Origin of the sequence: Erwinia psidii (assembly GCF_003846135.1) — a bacterium.
GTDB classification, from domain to species: domain Bacteria; phylum Pseudomonadota; class Gammaproteobacteria; order Enterobacterales; family Enterobacteriaceae; genus Erwinia; species Erwinia psidii.
This window is the reverse complement of sequence record NZ_RHHM01000006.1, coordinates 252,093-270,855: the sequence shown is the minus strand read 5'-3', so window position 1 is coordinate 270,855 and position 18,763 is coordinate 252,093. Positions and strand designations below refer to the sequence as shown.

Annotated in this window: 11 protein-coding genes and 4 pseudogenes; 7 read left to right on the top strand and 8 right to left on the bottom strand. The window is 46.0% G+C overall.

Annotation, left to right across the window (positions count from 1 at the left end; genetic code table 11):
- The first annotated feature begins 225 nt into the window (after positions 1-225).
- The 3 genes and pseudogenes from EB241_RS09890 to EB241_RS21450 all read left to right on the top strand — a co-directional run.
- Complete coding sequence (locus EB241_RS09890; protein ID WP_148089644.1) at positions 226-759, top strand: DUF2778 domain-containing protein; 534 nt, start codon at positions 226-228, stop codon at positions 757-759.
- A gap of 913 nt (positions 760-1,672) precedes the next feature.
- Positions 1,673-1,861: pseudogene (locus tag EB241_RS21455) on the top strand (Arm DNA-binding domain-containing protein); the annotation flags it as partial.
- Positions 1,855-1,965, top strand: a pseudogene (locus EB241_RS21450) (hypothetical protein); the annotation flags it as partial. The pseudogenes EB241_RS21455 and EB241_RS21450, both read left to right, overlap by 7 nt.
- Positions 1,966-2,028: 63 nt before the next feature.
- Here the strand turns inward: EB241_RS21450 and EB241_RS09870 are convergent.
- The 5 genes from EB241_RS09870 to EB241_RS09850 are packed head-to-tail and all read right to left on the bottom strand — an operon-like array spanning position 2,029 to position 11,295.
- Positions 2,029-4,116 (bottom strand): DUF262 and DUF1524 domain-containing protein, encoded by a 2,088-nt coding sequence (locus EB241_RS09870; protein ID WP_124233009.1) that lies wholly within the window; start codon positions 4,114-4,116, stop codon positions 2,029-2,031.
- A gap of 53 nt (positions 4,117-4,169) precedes the next feature.
- Entirely contained in the window at positions 4,170-7,292 is a 3,123-nt protein-coding gene (locus EB241_RS09865; protein WP_124233008.1) for an HsdR family type I site-specific deoxyribonuclease, read from the bottom strand.
- Positions 7,285-8,478 carry an ATP-binding protein gene (locus EB241_RS09860; protein WP_124233007.1) on the bottom strand — a complete coding sequence of 398 codons (1,194 nt, stop codon included), beginning with the start codon at positions 8,476-8,478 and terminating at the stop codon, positions 7,285-7,287. The genes EB241_RS09865 and EB241_RS09860 overlap by 8 nt, the downstream gene beginning before the upstream one ends.
- Before the next feature lies 1 nt (position 8,479).
- Positions 8,480-9,742, bottom strand: a complete 1,263-nt coding sequence (locus EB241_RS09855) for a restriction endonuclease subunit S (RefSeq protein ID WP_124233006.1) — start codon at positions 9,740-9,742, stop codon at positions 8,480-8,482.
- Positions 9,739-11,295, bottom strand: coding sequence for a type I restriction-modification system subunit M (locus tag EB241_RS09850; protein ID WP_124233005.1), 1,557 nt, complete (start codon positions 11,293-11,295; stop codon positions 9,739-9,741). Before EB241_RS09850 ends, EB241_RS09855 begins: the two co-directional genes overlap by 4 nt.
- Positions 11,296-11,546: 251 nt before the next feature.
- Here EB241_RS09850 and EB241_RS21445 point away from each other — a divergent pair.
- The 3 genes and pseudogenes from EB241_RS21445 to mqo form a co-directional block, all read left to right on the top strand.
- Positions 11,547-11,911: pseudogene (locus EB241_RS21445) on the top strand (GTPase family protein); the annotation flags it as partial.
- Between the two features lie 46 nt (positions 11,912-11,957).
- Positions 11,958-12,116 (top strand): transposase, encoded by a 159-nt coding sequence (locus EB241_RS20930; protein WP_158612405.1) that lies wholly within the window; start codon positions 11,958-11,960, stop codon positions 12,114-12,116.
- A gap of 851 nt (positions 12,117-12,967) precedes the next feature.
- Positions 12,968-14,620: a malate dehydrogenase (quinone) gene (gene mqo / locus EB241_RS09845; RefSeq protein ID WP_124233004.1), complete on the top strand. Its 1,653-nt coding sequence runs from the start codon at positions 12,968-12,970 to the stop codon at positions 14,618-14,620.
- 289 nt (positions 14,621-14,909) lie between these two features.
- Here mqo and EB241_RS09840 read toward each other — a convergent pair whose 3' ends face one another.
- Positions 14,910-15,236 carry a hypothetical protein gene (locus EB241_RS09840; RefSeq protein WP_124233003.1) on the bottom strand — a complete coding sequence of 109 codons (327 nt, stop codon included), beginning with the start codon at positions 15,234-15,236 and terminating at the stop codon, positions 14,910-14,912.
- A gap of 94 nt (positions 15,237-15,330) precedes the next feature.
- Here EB241_RS09840 and EB241_RS09835 point away from each other — a divergent pair.
- Positions 15,331-15,509 (top strand): annotated as a pseudogene (locus EB241_RS09835) (IS6 family transposase); the annotation flags it as partial.
- Between the two features lie 198 nt (positions 15,510-15,707).
- On the opposite strand, the gene fucO reads toward EB241_RS09835, so the two are convergent.
- Both fucO and ampH read right to left on the bottom strand, forming a co-directional pair.
- The gene (gene fucO / locus EB241_RS09830) at positions 15,708-16,859 is read right to left on the bottom strand and encodes a lactaldehyde reductase (RefSeq protein WP_124233002.1); all 1,152 of its coding nucleotides are present in this window, start codon (positions 16,857-16,859) and stop codon (positions 15,708-15,710) included.
- 571 nt (positions 16,860-17,430) lie between these two features.
- Positions 17,431-18,624 carry a D-alanyl-D-alanine-carboxypeptidase/endopeptidase AmpH gene (gene ampH, locus EB241_RS09825; RefSeq protein WP_124233001.1) on the bottom strand — a complete coding sequence of 398 codons (1,194 nt, stop codon included), beginning with the start codon at positions 18,622-18,624 and terminating at the stop codon, positions 17,431-17,433.
- Between the last annotated feature and the right edge of the window lie 139 nt (positions 18,625-18,763).

Here is an 18,763-nt window from a genome sequence, read left to right as displayed (position 1 = left end):
GCTTCGAGGCGAAACTCAGGGCTAAAATTGCGTCTGTTACGTCCGGTCATAATGTCACCTGTTTTGGCTATGAGGTGATGATATCACCTCTATTCAGGTGGCCAAATTCACTATGCCACTACACCCTGAACCTTGTATCAAATTGTTGGGAGATGGTTACTTGAACGCGGTTTCTGTAAAAGTGTATAATTTCTTAAGTATGTGTATTGTTATGGAAAATAATGAATGATTCAGATGAGCATGATATATGACGATGACGCCAGACGTTCCGGGCGGGCTGTATTGACAGTATACGGTATCGGTAAATTCCCAGTACTGTCTGGACGCGAAGAGAAATTTATCAATAATGTAAACTGTTCTTACGTCACGGATTACGGATCTATCCCGGTTGGTGATTACTGGATAGTTAAAATGCCATCGAGTGGATTAGCTAATACACTACTCAGAGAGCTAAAAGATATTGTAAACCATACTAACCATGATGAGTGGTTTGGCCTCTTCAGCGCAAGGACACTTTCAGACAGCGTGTTTGTTAATGGTGTTCAACGCGGCCAGTTCAGGTTACATCCATTAAGGCCTGACGGTTCAGGCCAGTCCTGGGGATGTATAACCTTTTTTAACATTATTGATTTTCAACAAGTCAGAAGGGCATTACTTCGCACAGAGCAGGTTAAGGTTCCCGGCTCTCGCACAGGAATGATGGCCTATGGAAAAGTGTCAGTAAGAGGAAACCCAGACTATGCGAAGTGTGATGTTTAAAATTATTTCATCGATTTTATTTATAGTGCTGGCCTTTTGCATTACGGCATGGGTCAAACCAATTAACAGCCTCTATCTGTGGTCTTCTTCTGAACTTTTTGATTTATTAAGATCTGCCCAACTAATTAAGGGAGATTACGAATGGGGTTTGGATCCTGCAAGTAATATCATGATGATAGTTTTTGTAGTAGCTATAGCGGTAATACTTTCGGTTTTGTTCAGAACCATCAGAAAAAAAATATAGTTTTTTATTTAAACAAAAATGCCTTGACCTGAGTGAGTAGTCATAATGTGCATAATAAACCGGTCTTGGCCGGTTTTTTATGTCTGATGATGAATACTGTTCACCCCGTGTGAACAGTAGTGGAGACTCACCGTGCAGTGATCACCACTTAATTAAATGATAATTAAAATTAAAAAGTGAACAGGGTGAACACTTTTCCTTAAAATCTTTCTTTCTGGATTGGCCCTAAATTTTTAGGGCCGGTAGCGCCGGTAAGGGTCTACAGCTCGGAACCAAACCGAAGGAGTAATTTTTAAAAAATAAATGAGTGATTTTGAATCTATTTCAAAACCATATCTTTTTAAATAGATAGCCATAATTTACTGTGGGGGCACAAAAAGGGGCACTTTTAGGTTTTATTTCATTAAATTTCATTTAAAATATATAGTTGAGATGTTATTTGAGTCCGGCCTTCGCACCATTGTGGAAAATGAGTCACCCTTGGGTGGCTTTTTTATGTCCATAATCCTCCATTAATATCCATATCTTATTGTTTATTAAATATTAAGTGTTATCTCTCTTCTCCCCTGAATTGTTCGTTTTATCCGCGCTTTTTTTGTCCATTGACATCCAGATGGTTTGGGGGGCAGGATGGGGTCAATTCACTTCGGGTAGGAGTGGACCCCAATTATGGCCCTGACAGACGTTGTAGCCCGCACCGCTGGGCCGCGCGAGAAAGCCTAAAAACTCGCAGATGCACATGGCCTGTACCTGATGATAAGCCCTGATGGTTCTAAGCGCTGGTATCTCGAGTACCGCTTTGCAGGTAAGGAAAGACCTATTGCTTTTGGCGCTTATCCTCTTATCTCGCTAGCAAAACGCTGTACTTTCGCAGTCGTGAAGCACTACACCACCTGAATGTTCAGCATTTACGCCGTTCTCACAGCCTTCGGCATGGCAGACGCCATATCCGTAAAGGGGAAATTTTCATATTGCCACTCTTGTAGATTGGAAATCACACTTTCAGCCCTTGTATTTATTAAAGACTAATTATCCATTTGTCGCTCAAATGCTTGTTTTACTAAAGAGATAATGTAAGGCAAATCTTCTGGCTTCTCAAATCCGACCTCAACATCGCCATTTCCCCATCGACCCAAACTGGTGACATCTTTGCATAATCCACGCGGATCATTAATTTCAGCAAATGGAATATTCAGTGAAAGACGCAGCCGCTTTGCTTGCGGTACAACATCCACAAAATTTACCTCAGCCTTATAAGCAATATAAAGCTTCAGGAAAACCTCTGTGACACAAGGGTCAAGGAGCAACGTTGCTTTACGGAACGCTTCAAACAACACCTTAACATGCTCCTTAACCAGATAGGGATGGTCTTCGAAGCCATAAGTGAGGTTACCTTCGCTCTTAGGCTGATAATTTTTTAGAATATCATCGGAAAGATTGGCACTTGGCCAGATACTGCTTGCCTGATGGGCCATTTTTTTTGCTCGGGATATAATGGCTTCTTCACTCCATTTATCAAGAGAAGAAAGCCCGTCATTCAGGCGTAAGTGACTGTATTTGAAACCACCCTCCATGTCGCGCTTATCAGCAAATGAGCGATTACTATACTCAGAGTTATAGCCCGTCAGTGTCAGGTTCCCAAGCGAATGACGCCATGTTTCCCATATACGCTGCCATTCATCTCCCAGCTCAGCTCTCCATGCAGCGGGCACTTTCTCTGCTTTGTTATCGCACTGCGGCATGATGTGTTCGATAGTGTATTCATCTACCGGGATCGGTTCTTTATGCTTATGATTTTCAAGCTTTCTAAGCCAATAGCTACGACTTCTGAAGTTATAAAGATCCCGAGTCTGTATATCTCTTTTAAATTCCTCATCAGTCGGAAAACGACGATAAGATGGCAACAATATAAACGCAGCTTTAAAGCTTTCTAAATATTTGTTCTTATCAAAACTTTTACTCAACCCGGCAAAGGTTTTATTCATTGAGTTGGTTGGTATGGTACATACTGCGCGACGAAATACATAGCTTTCCATCAGATGCAGGGCTTCCGAAAAATCGCTTAGTTTCAGAATATCCAGCTGGTAGTCATCATACAGCTCCAGCATCAGCGGATATGCAACATCCATTCTCAATTCAAGGATGTTATGAAATATATCTTTGAGGTGTTTGTTTTTTTCAATACCTAACGCAATAGCGCAATAGTAGATGGCATATTTATGTATATCCGCAACAACAGACTCAACAGATTGACTGTTGCGACGAAAGTACTGCTTAAACGCCTCATAAATATCATCAATCTTAGGGATATCACCGGTTTTTACTGTCAGGTAGTGGCGCATAAAAGCATCGAATTGTTCGGAGTAAGCCTCCTGACCAAACAAAAGTTCCATTTTACGCCAGTGATCATTATACAATGCCGTTTGGCGCTCACTTTCCAGCTCCATGAGGATATAATTGCGGATGAGATCGGCCTGACTTAATTTTTTACCCGTTGAGTTCATGCTTTCAAATATAAGCTGTGGATTATCATGGTCACGCTGGAGAGATATATCCACCACAATTAATTTGCTGAGTCCTTTACAGACAGTCTCCAAAATTTTTTCATTTTTTAGTTTATCTTTAAAGTATTCGAAGTTTTCCGTAACACGTAAAGAGTAATTCTCCGGCTGAGATTTTTCATCGATAATTGCACGTAACGTCTCGTTGTCCGTTTGCGTCAGAATAAGTTTATAACGCTTCTCGCCTGACAGTAAGGGGTTAGTCAAATAGAAACCACGTAACTGGGCCTGATTGAACCCTTCAATAAACTCTTGCTCGCCCACGGCCTCGGCTAAAGCTGCGATTAACAGTGACACTGTAGTGACGCGCTGTTGACCATCAATAATCAACAAGGGTGATTGAGAGGTAACCGAATAAAGCCCATTTTCGATATACACCACGGAACCTATAAAGTGTCCTTGATTGTTCTCATCCAGTCCGCAACGCAGAATATCATCCCAAAGCTGTTCACACTCTTTCAGGCTCCAGGAGTAAATACGCTGGTAGATCGGGATGACTAACTGAGGTGCAGTCTGCAGAAAGTTGAGCAACTTGGCTTCTTTAGCCTTCATCCTTTAATTTCCTTGTTAAACATGGAGATAAATTCCTTACCATCAGGTGATGGCTAGAGCTGGCCACCGACCCCTTTAAACTTCTCAATAAAGGCACTGATCTTTTGGAAGACCGTCTGCTTTTTGGTTTTGTACTGGGGGTTTAACGGACTGAGTTTAGGCAGGGCATCATTCAGTGCCGTGCCGTTTTCCGTTGCATATTCCCGTTTCAGCGAGTTTCTGATATAGCGTCTGGCCGCCTCATCATTCAGGTTTTCCTCCTTGATCAAGGCTTCCGCTTCACGCTGTTGAGCCTGCTGAGCAAAGGTGTAGAAGGTTTCAATAATGCTTTCTTTACTCGGCATATCATCGAGGTTCGTCTGTTCGATAAAATTAACTATCAACCCTTCTTTTGCCCGGTTGCCCACGCTTGCGCGAATTATCCGTATCACTTCATCTTTCATTGTTGCTTTGTCGGTATTCTTTTGGTGATAGTCGTAAATCAGTCCAAGAATATAATCGAGGTTAATCTCCTGCGATTTCAGCAAATCCACCTCAAAGACCACGTCATCCCAGTCAACCGTGCTGCTGTCTTTTTCATTGGCCTCACGTTCACGGCGCTGCCACTCGCGGATATCGTTGTAGCTTGAACGATAGTCCTGAACTTTACGCTCAGCCGGTAAGCGAATTATCTGTAGCTCAGCGAATTGTTCATCGTCCAGATAATGTGCGTCTTTAAACGCTTCTGTGGCAACTGGATCGCTGAGGTCAACGGTTTGCAGGGCTTTCAGCGTGGTAAATTCATCGTAGTTTTGCAGTACGTTTTCTGCTCGCAGATATTCTCCAAACAGTTTGACGAAAGCTTTTTTCTCTTTTTCAGATTCAATACCCGCAGGGTGTGGAAAGCGAGTCTCCAGTTCGGTCACGATATCCATAAAACCGCGTCTTGCCTCACCGCTTAGACTGTCCGTAAAGCCGTCCATATATTCGGTGTAGCTTTTTTCCATTACCACGCTTCGGGTATTACTTTTTCCGAACAAAGTGATGGCATCGATGGTTGCCTGCTCCAGGTCACGGAAGGTGACAATGTTCCCGAAAGTCTTGGTTGCATTGTAAATCCGGTTAGTGCGGGAAAATGCCTGCATCAGCCCGTGGTAGCGCAGGTTCTTGTCCACAAATAGCGTATTGAGTGCCGGGGCATCAAAGCCAGTCAGGAACATGCCGACCACTATCAGCAGATCAACTTCCTGTTCCTTAACCCGTTTCGCAAGGTCACGGTAGTAGTTTTGAAAACTGTTCCCGTTGGTACTGAAGTTGGTTTTAAAGGTGGCGTTATAATCCTCTATCGCCGACTCCAGAAACTCCCGGGCACTGCTGTTCATGGCAGTGACATCAAAACTTTCATCGTTAATATCCCCGACTGCATCCTGCTCTTCATTGGCGGCAAAAGAGAAGATGGTGGCAACCGTTAGTGGTTTGTAGCGGTTATCCTGCTCAATAGCTGCTTGCTGGATGTTTTTAAAGGCTTCGTAGTAGGCTTTTGCTGCATCGACACTGCTGACGGCAAACATAGCATTGAAACCCGTTGCACCGGAAAACGCGCGGTGCGTTTTTTGGCGGAAGTTTTTCAGGATATAGTGCGTAACTTCGCTAATTCGCATTGGGTGAAGCAGGGCCTGTCTGTTTTCGGCTGCACTGAGTTTTTTCTCATCAGTTTCGGTTTCTAATGCTTTAAACTGCGGACGTACATCATTGTAATCGACTTTGAACTTCAGCACTTTTTCATCACGAATGGCATCGGTGATGATGTAAGAATGCAGCTCCACGCCGAAGACACTTGTCGTGTCTTCGGCCCCCAGCGCATTTTTACCGGCAAAAATCGGGGTGCCGGTAAAACCAAACTGGTAAAAACGTTTGAATTTCTTTTTCAGGCTCTTCTGTGCTTCTCCGAACTGGCTGCGGTGACATTCATCAAAAATAAACACCACCTGCTGCTGATAGACGGGCAGGTCAGCTTCCGCTTTCATCAGGTTATTCAGCTTCTGAATTGTGGTGACGATAATTTTGTTATCATCTTTATCCACGTTCCTTTTAAGGCCTGCTGTATTGTCAGAACCATTGACGCTGTCTGGTGAGAAGCGTTGGTACTCCTTCATGGTCTGGTAATCGAGGTCTTTCCTGTCTACCACAAAGAAGACTTTATCAATAAAGTCCAGTTCGGTTGCCAGACGGGCGGCCTTAAAACTGGTCAGGGTTTTACCTGATCCGGTGGTGTGCCAGATATACCCGCCGCTTTCCGGTTTGGACCAGTTCTTTGCTTTGAAGGAACCGTTAATTTTCCACAGAATTCGCTCGGTGGCAGCAATCTGATAGGGGCGCATCACCAGCAGCGCCTGGCTACTGTCAAACACGCTGTAGTTAAACAGCACATTGAGCAGGGTGTGCTTCTGAAAAAAAGTGGCAGTAAAGTCCTTCAGGTCTTTAATCAGCGTGTTATCGGACTTCGCCCAGTTCATGGTGAAATCGAAACTGTTCTTATCCCGCCTGGTGGTATTGGCAAAATAACGGGTATCGGTGCCGTTGGAAATGACAAACAGTTGCAGGTATTTAAACAGAGAATTGTCGCTGTTAAAGCTTTCCTTGCTGTAACGGTGTATCTGATTAAAGGCTTCACGTATAGCTACACCGCGTTTTTTCAACTCGATTTGAACCAGCGGCAGGCCATTGACCAGGATGGTGACATCGTAGCGATTGGCGTGTGTGCCGGTTTGCTCGAACTGCCTGATCACCTGCACTTTATTGCGAAGAATGTTTTTTCTGTCCAGCAGATAGATGTTCTGAATACGGCCATCGTCGAAGACGAAATCATGAACATAGTCGTCATGAATCTTACGGGTCTTTTCGACAACGCCATCGCTGGGCTTGTCCATCCAGGTTTCTACAAAGCGACGCCATTCAGCGTCCAGAAACTCTACCTTATTAAGGGATTGCAACTGTTCCCTGACATTAGCCAGCATCGCCCCGGCGTTGTTCAGGGTTGGCAGGTATTCATAGCCCTGGTTAACCAAATCCTGAATCAGCTCACGCTCCAGATCACCTTCGCTCTGGTAGTTCTCGGTCATCTTCCATTCCGGGCTGTAGGTATCCAGGATGATGAAATTATTGGACTCAGCAATTGGCTTGGTGCAATCAACCATTTTTTTGCTCCTGCTGCCAGAAGCCACAGTTGTTTTTCAGGTGATCGAGCAACAGTTTGACAGTTGCTTTCTCCGCTGGCGTTGGCTCTGCAACGGCTTCATTCGATAGCGTGCTGTGGCTTGTGAAATTGATGATTCTGCTAAGATAAAGCTGCTTGTCGTCAGGCAAGAGTTCAGACCATTTAGGGTAGCCCAGAAAGCTGGCCGTTTTCTCATAAAGATTGCGCAGTAACGTGAAGTGATATCTTTCAACGTTGTTGTCAGCAATTGCCTGTTCGATGGTTTGCTTCAGGTGGAGATGGTAGGAAAAACGCTTGTTAGCGTCGCCATGTTTTTCTGTGAGGGCAAATGTGCCATCCTCAAAATTCTCCAACATGTAGCAAGCTTTACCGTTCAACTCATTGAAAAGCACATTATAAAATACTGGACTGTGCGTCGTGATAATAAACTTCAAATCGGATTGGCTGGATTTGATCAGCCCCGCAAGATTAACCGCCAGTTCAATCAAATGGTTATCATCAAGAGAGCTGACGGGATCATCAATGAACACATATTCCAGCTGATCAAATGCGCGGGTCTCGCGCACATCCGGGTCGGCGACATTGAGAATGGTTACCACTTGATCCACCAGGGTGTAAAATACACTCCAGATGAAGTTGCTTTCTTCACCTTTGGATAACTTGATATGAGCGGAACGCTCATTGTTGCCCCGTTCCATGGAAAAAGTGACTTCGGTAAAATCTGTATTGAAGTGTGGTGTCAGCTTGTTGTTCGCATAGCGCTGGAAATAACTGACGATATTGCCATCCTGCCCCAAATCCTTGAGCAATGTCAGCAACCAGTTGGTATAGGAATTAGGCTGTACTTTCAGCTTCGGTTCTGCGTCTTCTTGCACATCGTTATCCCAATAGAACAAGTCCTCGGTGAAGGCATTGTAATAGAGGATTTTTTTGCGCGACAACCCGGACTGTTCAGCTTCACCTTCGCCGCCAATGACTTTGGGCGCAATCAATTGCCTGAAATCCCGGGAAAGACGGGTCTTCCCCGTGCCATTGAAAGCGTAGATTAACTGCACCTTTGGCACGGGCCTGGTCTCTTCAACTTCCTTCGTTGTTTCAGAGACAGTTTTTTTGACTTTCTTAGGCGTACTCAGCTGTTGGGCTATTTCCGGGAGTGTCTTGCTCATGTCATGCCTCTGCTGCTTCCGGCTTCGGGAAGCTAAACAGCATGTCCCGATAATATTCGTACTGCTTTTGGCGAAGTTCGATTTCGCGGGGAAGGCCTTCGGTGATGGAGTTAGTTAGCGTGTCGAATTTATCCAGAATGGAAACGATACGTTTTTGTTGATCCATGGATGGAACAGGGATTCGGAATTGCCTTAAATTTGTCAGATTGAGCATTCCATAGTTACGCATTTCAGATTTAAGTTTATCGTATAAATTAGTTAAAAAATAATATATGAACTTATCATTGATAAACCCTTCTTTTATGGATTTTATACTGGCTATGTTTTGATTTGTTGTTGCTTCGAATTCAAGAAATGCAGTTTTAAATATGGTTGCACCAACGAGCGCGATTAAAGTGGTTTTCTTCGGAAGAAGTTTTGCACTAGATTTCTTCAGTCCTAACTCGCTGATAAAATTTTTCGCTACATGAACAGGTTCATTGTTACATGATTCTGATTTTAGCCATGGGATAGTCCCATTATCCCAGTACTCTGGTTTCGATTTTGATGGTGTACCTCCAGAACCGATGTGAAATAAATCCTCATCTCCCAATGTCTTCCACTCAACCTTACCCTCCTCAAAACTCAGCAACTGGTCGCGATAGAAGTTGTACTGTTTTTTACGCATGGTAAGCTCAGCGGTAAGCTCAGCGGTAAGCTCAGCGGTAAGCGCGTTAAATTTATCCAGAATCCGGACGATTTCTGACTGGATAACAAAGGACTTTCCCGGATCGTTTGGGCAAGGAATTGGGGTTTTAAATTTAGCTAAATCGGCACTGGAAACCCGACGGACTTTAGCCCCGGTAATATATTTCATTTTTTGCGTTTGAAATATTTCGGATCGGAAAAAGTGGGCGAGATATTTAACATTTTGCTGATGGCGAAATAACATCATATCTCCGGAAATAGCAGCTTCGTTACCAAGCCAAGCTAAAGGTTTTACGACATCCTCATCGTTTTCTGATGTTGTTGCTAGCAATAAGTCATTTTTTTGAGCCTTTCTCAGCTTATTGGCTAGCTCTGGCGACACGTAATTAAATGTTTTATCAGCTGATAACCCATACATTGTATAAATCTGACCATAATGTATTGCTGGGAACCCACTTTCAACGAAATCTTTTTTCTGTAGTCCATTGCCACGTATGAAATTGCCGATATCTCCCAGCGACACCCACTCAACATCAACCCCATCTAACAGCTTTTCCAGATAACTCAACTCGCTCATGCCTGCGCCTCACTACCTTCAATCTCAGCCACAATCGCATCGATATCTTTGCGTAACTGTTCGATTTTACTGACGGTCGTTTTCAGTTCGGCATTCAGCTTCGCAATATCAATGATTTCGCGGGTATCCTGGGCTTCGACATAACTGCTTACCGACAGGTTATAGCTATTGGCGGCAACCTTTTCTAACTCCACTGATTTCGCCAGATGGTCAACATCTGATTTGCTGCTAAACACCTGCATAATCTGAGCGATATGGGCATCGGTGAGAATGTTGTTATTAGTTTCTTTCTTAAACAGTCCGCTTGCATCAATAAACTGCACGCTGGTATCTGTTTTATGCTTTGACAGCACCAGAATATTAACGGCAATGGTGGTGCCGAAGAACAGATTTGGTGCGAGTGAAATCACCGTTTCAACATAGTTGTTATCGACCAGATACTGGCGAATTTTTTGCTCAGCACCACCACGGTAGAAAATTCCCGGAAAGCAGACTATCGCCGCACGGCCTTTGGCGGACAGGTAGCTAAGCGCATGCAGCACGAACGCAAAGTCAGCTTTTGATTTTGGAGCCAGCACACCTGCCGGTGCAAAACGCTCATCGTTAATCAGCGTCGGGTCGTCACTGCCAATCCATTTCACCGAATACGGCGGGTTCGAAACAATGGCATCAAACGGCTTCTCATTACCGAAATGCGGTTCTGTCAGGGTATTCCCCAGCTTGATATCAAATTTGTCGTAGTTGATGTTGTGAAGAAACATATTCATACGCGCCAGGTTGAACGTCGTATGGTTAATCTCCTGCCCGAAAAATCCTTCTTCAATAATGTGGTCATCAAACTGCTTTTTAGCCTGTAGCAGCAGAGAGCCAGAGCCGGCTGCCGGGTCGTAGATTTTGTTAACGTGGGTCTGCCCGTGCATTGCAAGTTGAGCAATCAGTTTTGAAACGTGCTGTGGTGTGAAGAACTCTCCACCAGACTTACCGGCATTTGCCGCATAGTTAGAAATCAGGAACTCGTATGCATCACCAAACAGGTCAATCTGGTGGTCATTAAAGTTACCCAGTTTTAAACCTTCAACACCTTTCAGTACGGCGGCCAGACGGCTATTTTTGTCTTTAACGGTGTTACCCAGACGGTTACTGGTGGTGTCAAAATCAGCAAACAGGCCTTTGATGTCAGCTTCAGACGGATAACCGTAGGCGGAACTTTCAATGGCGACAAAGATGCTGTTTAAATCAGCATTCAGCCTGTCGTTGGTATTCGCTTTAGCGGCAATATTGCAGAAGAGCTGACTTGGGTAGATGAAGTAACCTTTGGTTTTGATGGCGTCGTCTTTAATGTCATCGGTAATGATTCTGTCATCCAATGCAGCATAGTGGACGCTGTCATCACCGGCTTCGATGTAGCCGGAAAAGTTTTCACTGATAAAGCGGTAAAAAAGCGCGCCAAGGACATATTGTTTAAAATCCCATCCATCTACCGAGCCTCTGACATCGTTGGCGATGGCCCAGATTTGACGGTGGAGTTCTGCACGCTGTTGTAAGCTTGTCATTTTTTATCCTGTGTTCGGTTCCTGGCATCTCTGTTGATGCGATTTTATCGTAATTTGTTCTTAACGACTGTATCTGTATCAGATCCAGTGATGCCTTTGCCGGTAAGTGGCTTCGCGGACGCAGGAAGGCTATGCCATTTACCCGTATCTGTGTGCATTGTATAAATCTTCAGATATTCTTATGAACATACCCGATTAACGGCAGAACCTCACGGTTCTGCCGTTTTTGTTTTTATATCAGAGGGGTAATGATGAAAAAATCAGAATGTTTGCAGTCGCTGCAACACTCGCTCTCTGGTTCGCCACAGTGGGTATCGGAGCGAACTGTGTAGCAGATAAATCAGCTTATTCACTATGAGCCAGTGACAGGCATTAAGGGCAAAACATGGGCAGGTAGGTCATTGCTGTGTAACGCGTTGTTTGTTGGCGAAGTATCGGCAGTCAGTGATGTTGCTGCCTGTGAACGCGAATCACAGCGCTTGCGTTTGCAGAGTGGTGAGCACTTTATGACAACCCTCAATATGCCAGGAGTAGGCAAAAGTGGGCTAGTGATAAAGCGTGTGCCGTGCTTTACCGTCAACAGCTCCCCGTTCTGGTTTTGGTGTTGTGGCTGATTCCCCTCTGTCAGGATAGTTGTCCCCTATTGAAAATCTAAATGGGGTATGAAACGTTATTCACCAGAACGTAAAGCCGCGGTATTGGCAAAATTATTGCTGCCTTACAAGATGATCGTCTCCTTGCTGGCTCAGCAGGAAGGGATTTCTGACACAATCCTGTATACCTGGTGTAATGTTGCAAAAGGCGTTGTCCACAGCAAATAACACCGCGGAAGCCGACTTTTATCGAACAGAATAACGATGTTTTTTTCGGTTAAATATAATTTAAATCAACAGGATAAACAGAAAAAACTTTAACGTGAGCTGGCGCGAAAAGAAAAAGCAGCCTGAAAACTCATTAAGGGTGACAACTTCGTTAACAACTATTGAATACGCTCAGTAAGTTTGACGGCTTCATTGCAGAATTCAGACCTGTGCTGCTCACCGGCTGAAACGGACATTTGTAATGTGGGCTACCTCTGGTTGATAGTTTATTCACTTATTCCTGTATCCACTATCGCCGGGTAAAATCAGTGCTGAAGATCGGCATCAATACCGTCATACTGGCGTTAAAAAGCCTCTGCCAGCCAGAATAACCTCTTCTGAGGACATCGCCGTTGTCCTGCGAAGCCGATAAGCAATGGGCTTTTACCGGCAGTGAAGCCGTACAACGATATGTTTTTCATATACTGTCGTAATCCACGAAAAAATCATTGGCGCTTTCACTGGAAAGTAAATGTTCTGCTGCTCGGAAGCCTTCCTCCGCCACACACCGCAGTTACTTCATGGTTGAATATTTTTATATTCAACGCCGGCAAATTTTTCAGAAATGGTCAAATCTGCTAACTGGTTGATTACACTTATCAGAATGTGGGGACATGATATGCCGTGGAGATATACTCCGCTATTTTGTAAGTCTTTATTGGATCCTGAACGTATTAAATGCAGGGTCATTTCATCGACCCGTTTTCATTCACCGCGATGCTTTTGTAACTTTAGTAAGTTTGAAACAGGGCGCCATGATTGTTAATATATTATTTAATTCTTTATAAAACTGTTTATATATGTCATTTAAAATGAATAAATTAAGTAAAATTTCCCCAGCTCTTTCCCTTGCGGCGCTGTTGGTTTGCTCTCCTACGCACGCTGAAAGTACAACGGAAAAAACGGATGTGCTGCTGATCGGCGGCGGTATCATGAGCGCTTCTTTGGGTACCTGGTTACAGGAACTTCAGCCCGGCTGGAAACAGCTGATGGTGGAAAAACTGGACGGTGTGGCGCTGGAATCCTCTAACGGCTGGAACAACGCCGGGACAGGGCACTCTGCGAATATGGAACTGAACTACACGCCGGAACGTCCTGATGGTTCAATTGATGTCAGCAAAGCGCTGGAAATCAACGAATCCTTTATGATCTCGCGCCAGTTCTGGACCGCACAGGTTCAGCGCGGCGTGTTGCAGGATCCGCACTCTTTTATCAACTCCACTCCGCATATGAGTTTCGTGTGGGGCGATAAGAACGTTGATTATCTGACTAAACGTTATAAAGCTTTGCAGCAAACCACGCTGTTCCAGGGGATGCAGTTCTCCACCGATCATAAGCAGATTGCACAGTGGGCACCGCTTATCATGGATGGACGCGATCCTCAGCAGAAGGTTGCCGCGACCTGGACACCTGTCGGCACCGATGTTAACTATGGCGAAATTACCCGCCAGCTGATCGGCAGCCTGAAAAAACATGATAACTTTACGCTGGAAACGTCCACTGAAGTTACCGGTTTCAAACGTAATCCCGATAACTCATGGCACGTAACCGTTAGCGATGTGAAAGACGGTAAAGAACATGCGATAGATGCGAAATATGTCTTTATCGGCGCAGGTGGCGGCGCACTGAAGCTCCTTCAGAAGACCGGCATCCCTGAAGCGGATAACTATGCCGGTTTCCCGGTGGGTGGATCTTTCCTGGTGACTGAAAATCCGGCAATCACCAGCCAGCATTTAGAAAAAGTGTATGGCCAGGCTTCGGTCGGTGCGCCGCCAATGTCTGTTCCGCATCTGGATGCGCGATTCCTTGACGGGAAGCGTGTGGTGCTGTTTGGTCCTTTTGCGACATTCTCAACCAAATTCCTGAAAAACGGTTCCTATATGGACCTGCTGAAAACCACCACAACCAGCAACTTTATGCCAATGACCCATGTGGGAATGGATAATTTTGACTTGGTTAAGTATCTGATCGGTCAGGTTATGCTCAATGATGACGATCGCTTTGCAGCACTGAAAGAGTACTATCCTGCTGCCCGTAAAGAAGACTGGAAGCTGATTCAGGCAGGACAGCGTGTGCAGATCATCAAAAAAGATGCAGAAAAAGGCGGATTACTGAAGCTGGGCACCGAGGTGGTTACCGATCGACAGAAAACCGTTGCTGCGTTACTTGGCGCATCGCCTGGTGCCTCAACCGCTGCACCTATCACTCTGAATGTCATCAAAAAGTTGTTCCCGGAGCAGTTCAGTTCGCCAGAGTGGCAGGGCAAGATCAAGGCAATCATTCCAAGCTTTGGTCAGGAACTGAATGGCAATGTGGCATTGACGCAGCAGGTGTGGGATAACACCGCAGCAACCCTGCAACTGGCAAAGCCACCGGTTATTCAGATGAACGACAGCAATCCAGCCAGTGCGCCAGTTGAACAACAAAAGGCTACGGCGAAAGGACAGCACGATATGGCGCTTTGAGCCGTAAAAATTTCTGTTCTCTGGTTTTGCAATACTGATTGTGACTGATGATGGCCCCGCATGGATCTGGCCGGTATCGGGTAAACCGTAATAGCGGCACCACGATGATGTTACATCATCTGAATCTGATAAAAGTCCCCGGCTTACGGGGCTTTTATGCCAGATTCAGTCGCTGGTTGCTATCCTGTCCATGTCATCAATAATAAAACCCCCTGTCAGCTTATTGCCCACAGGGTGGCTATGAACCTGATAAGGCCGGATCACTCCGGCCTTTTTGCATTGTGTCGCTTTACTCAGTCACTTTATTTTTGAGGCTTTCTACACCCCGCGTGGTTGTATCCCAGGTTTTCTCGGTCAACTGTTTAGTCTTGTGCCACGCTTTCTGGCTACCTTCTGAAATTTTGCTGGTTGTCGAATCACTTTCCCCTTCGGCAGCATGCTGGGCTTTTAGCTTCAGTTCAGCGGCCTGATCTTCAGTCTCATGCAGTTTTTCTTTGGCGGTATCGGCACCTTTGTGCGCCTCAAGAACCGCAGCATCGGTTGCCTGATTAATCGTATCAGCGAAGACCGGAGAGGCCAGTAAAAGCACTGACAGGGCAATGATGGTATTTTTCATAAGTTCCTCCTTTAGTTAACCTGTTCGGCACCAACATAATCTGAATGACACTGTTGCAAGTCTCTGTCGGGGCGAAAGTGATACCGCCATTCGGCTGTGGAAGTGGCAGGTTAATCTGTTCAAAAACCGACCTGTTCACCGCGATATTATCCTGTGGGCACTACGCCGGTACTGTAAATATGGCATCAGCTACCGTGAGTTACTGGCCGAATGTGATGTGAACGTCGACCCCGCCAATGGCGTTCTGCGCCTGACATGGAAAAGCGACTGAGATGATATTGACCTGACCCTTCGCGTTTCAACACGTTGCACATTGATGAAACCTGTGTGTAAAGATACCTGCTTCAGTTCCATGCACGTTTTGAGCTTCTGGCGTTAAACTTCATCATTCTGTTGTGCTCTGCCTGGTGATTTATTGCCGCAGGCTGTGCTGAAACGAAGCAGGGGCCGAAGCCACCTGCATGGTGAATATTAATAAAGCTGGCGATAAAGCTCATGAATATCTGCCAGTGTGGCTTCACGCGGATTACCACCGGTGCAGACGTCATCAAGCGCGGCCTGCGCCAGGGCCGGAATATCTTCCTCTTTCATTCCCACATCACGTAGCCTGGCAGGAATACCAACATCGTCAGAAAGTTTTTTCACTGCTTCAACGGCGGCGATTCTGACCTCATTTAACGATTTACCACATACGCCGGTAACGCCCATTGCGCGGGCAATATCGCGATACTTCTCGCCGGTATAATCTGCATTCCATGCCATGACGTGGGGCAGAATAATGGCGTTGGCTACACCGTGCGGTACGTTATAAAAGGCTCCCAGCGGATGCGCCATACCATGTACCAGTCCCAGGCCAACGTTGGAGAAGCCCATACCGGCAATGTATTGTCCTAACGCCATATCTTCAACGCCCTGGCTTTCGCCAGCCACGGAAGCGCGCAATGAGCGGTTGATAATCTGAATCGCTTTCAGATGGAGCGCATCCGTCAGTTCCCAGGCGCCTTTGGTGATATAGCCTTCAATCGCATGGGTCAACGCATCAATACCGGTTGCTGCTTTCAGGGAAGGCGGCATACTTGCCATCATTTCAGCATCAATAATCGCCACAACGGGAATGTCATGTGGATCAACACAGACAAATTTGCGGCGTTTTTCCTCGTCGGTGATGACATAATTGATCGTCACTTCAGCGGCGGTGCCGGCGGTTGTCGGGATAGCGATAATAGGCACACTGGCGTGTTGGGTGTTTGCCACGCCTTCCAGGCTGCGTACGTCAGAAAATTCCGGGTTATTGATAATAATACCAATCGCTTTTGCTGTATCCTGCGGTGAACCACCGCCAATAGCGATCAGGTAATCAGCCTGTGAGGCTTTAAACATTGCCACGCCATTTTTTACCACGTTAATAGTGGGATTAGGCACCACCTCGTCATAAATCACGTAGGGAAATTGATGCTTATCCAGTAACGCCGTCACTTTTTCAATGACACCCGCCTGAATCAATATTTTATCGGTCACCAGCAGTGCTTTTTTCAGGCCTCTTTTGGAAATTTCATTTACAATTTGAGAAATGGAACCGGGACCAAACCATGACGTTTCGTTCAGTATCATACGGTGTTGCATTTTGTTCTCCTGTGGAGTGAAAGCTGCATTTTTAATTGTTCTGACCGTCGGAAAATATGCGGAGGAATCATTATGGCTATCTTGACAGAGATCAGTTTGAAGTGATTCAGCAGGAAAATTATGAGCATCACCGCACCACTGCGTCAGTCGGGCTAACCGGTCTGTTTTTAATGCGTTGAATAACGGGTTGTAAAACGCACCTCCTTCTCAACAGCGTGTTTTGGGCGGGGTTTCAGAACTGCTGATGTTGATAAGGTCATGTTTTATAGATTTTTGCCACGATCTGACTGACGGCGATGTTTCGGTTGCCGCACGGCGGAGGCTCGCCTGCGCCTTATTTGTTGGGTATGTTGGTGAGACGTTACGCTAAAAAGGAAAGATAATATGCAGTCCCGGAAATACCTGAAGAGAAGATGCACGGGAAAAGGCGGGCGGTGTTTTTTTTACCAAAGGAGGATGTATGCAGTCCGACAACCTATTGTTATCGACCGCATATTCCATTCGTATTCAGTTAAAACATAAAAGTGAACACCCGGAGAGCACACCATCTTAATCACCGGGTGATAATATTTTAATTCGACATAATACTGGCGGCCAATTGTGCGCTGTCTGGCGTATTACCAATCAGTTCAGTCAGCAAATTGTTTACACCATCACTCATCGAGGTAAAGTGAGTTTGTGATGAGCGTGTCACCACAATAAATACCCCGACGCTGTATTGCGGAACCATTGCCATATAAGTGATAAAGCCGCCGCCGCCGCCGGTTTTCTGAATAATACCGGGACGGTTATTTTGCGGAGCCATATAAACCCAACCCATACCCAGTGCTGAAGCCTTGCCCGGCACATCCATCCCATCGACCCTGGTCAACTGACTGCGCTGATAAATCATCGTCTGAATACGGTCAGCCTGAGGCGAACGGGTATAAACGTCCGACGAGAGAAACTGCTGCATCCAGCGACCCATATCGTCCGGCGTTGAATAGATGCCACCGCTACCAATTGCTGCCAGGGTGTTCATACAGGGACTGGCTCCTTTCTCTGCCACCATCAGTCGGGAACATTGATCGGGAGAAGGGGTAAAGGTCGTGTCTTTCATTCCCAGCGGGCGGGTGATCTCACGCTGAAGCAGCGCCGGATAAGAAACACCTGCGGCGTGGGAGAGCGCATCGCCCAGCAGATCGAAGGCCAGATTGGAGTACGCTGCCTGAGTTCCCGGGGCCGCTTTTAGCTGTGCGTTGTTAAGCCATTTCCAGCGTTGGTTATAGCCAGGCCAGACGAACACCGGGCGGTTTGCTTTGCCACCCGGCTGCTCACGCGGTAAACCGCTGGTGTGCGTAGCCAGATTTATCAGGCGAATGGTTTGTCCGGCATAGGTTGGCACAGCGCTTCCGTGGGGCGCGTATTTGCTCAACGGATCATCCAGCCGTACCACGCCCTTTTCAGCGAGCTTCACCAAAAGTTCGCTGGTCATCAGCTTAGTCAATGAGGCAATACGGATAACCGAGTCCTTTTGTGGTCTGACGCTGCTGCCAGGCCGCACTGCCCCCATGCTGGCAAAAACGCGTTGATTGGCATCAATTGCCACCATCGCCATGCCGGTTGCTTTGGTGTTGTAGAAAATATTCTGTGCGTAACGATCAACAATCTGGGATGCCAGCAATGGATCGGGGGCAACCTTCGCAGCCAGGCTGCTCAACGGGAAGACCGTAGCTACCAGTACCAACAATGGGTGAACAAAGGGTTTCAAGGTGGGTAATTCCATCAGCCTGAGCAGAAAAGTATCCGTATAGTAATCTGTTTTACGTGGCCTTCAACAGGCACGCTTTGATTTTTTACCGTTAACGCATCAGACACCCTGGTGGTGGTGATAACGACACAATCAATCAAGGTCTGGCGGATAA

Excerpts from the sequence above, each read along its gene's own strand:
- EB241_RS09890 (WP_148089644.1), top strand. The coding sequence starts at position 226 with ATGATTCAGATGAGCATGATATATGACGATGACGCCAGACGTTCCGGG.
- EB241_RS09870 (WP_124233009.1), bottom strand. The coding sequence starts at position 4,116 with ATGAAGGCTAAAGAAGCCAAGTTGCTCAACTTTCTGCAGACTGCACCT.
- EB241_RS09865 (WP_124233008.1), bottom strand. The coding sequence starts at position 7,292 with ATGGTTGATTGCACCAAGCCAATTGCTGAGTCCAATAATTTCATCATC.
- EB241_RS09860 (WP_124233007.1), bottom strand. The coding sequence starts at position 8,478 with ATGAGCAAGACACTCCCGGAAATAGCCCAACAGCTGAGTACGCCTAAG.
- EB241_RS09855 (WP_124233006.1), bottom strand. The coding sequence starts at position 9,742 with ATGAGCGAGTTGAGTTATCTGGAAAAGCTGTTAGATGGGGTTGATGTT.
- EB241_RS09850 (WP_124233005.1), bottom strand. The coding sequence starts at position 11,295 with ATGACAAGCTTACAACAGCGTGCAGAACTCCACCGTCAAATCTGGGCC.
- EB241_RS20930 (WP_158612405.1), top strand. The coding sequence starts at position 11,958 with ATGAAACGTTATTCACCAGAACGTAAAGCCGCGGTATTGGCAAAATTA.
- mqo (WP_124233004.1), top strand. The coding sequence starts at position 12,968 with ATGAATAAATTAAGTAAAATTTCCCCAGCTCTTTCCCTTGCGGCGCTG.
- EB241_RS09840 (WP_124233003.1), bottom strand. The coding sequence starts at position 15,236 with ATGAAAAATACCATCATTGCCCTGTCAGTGCTTTTACTGGCCTCTCCG.
- fucO (WP_124233002.1), bottom strand. The coding sequence starts at position 16,859 with ATGCAACACCGTATGATACTGAACGAAACGTCATGGTTTGGTCCCGGT.
- ampH (WP_124233001.1), bottom strand. The coding sequence starts at position 18,624 with ATGGAATTACCCACCTTGAAACCCTTTGTTCACCCATTGTTGGTACTG.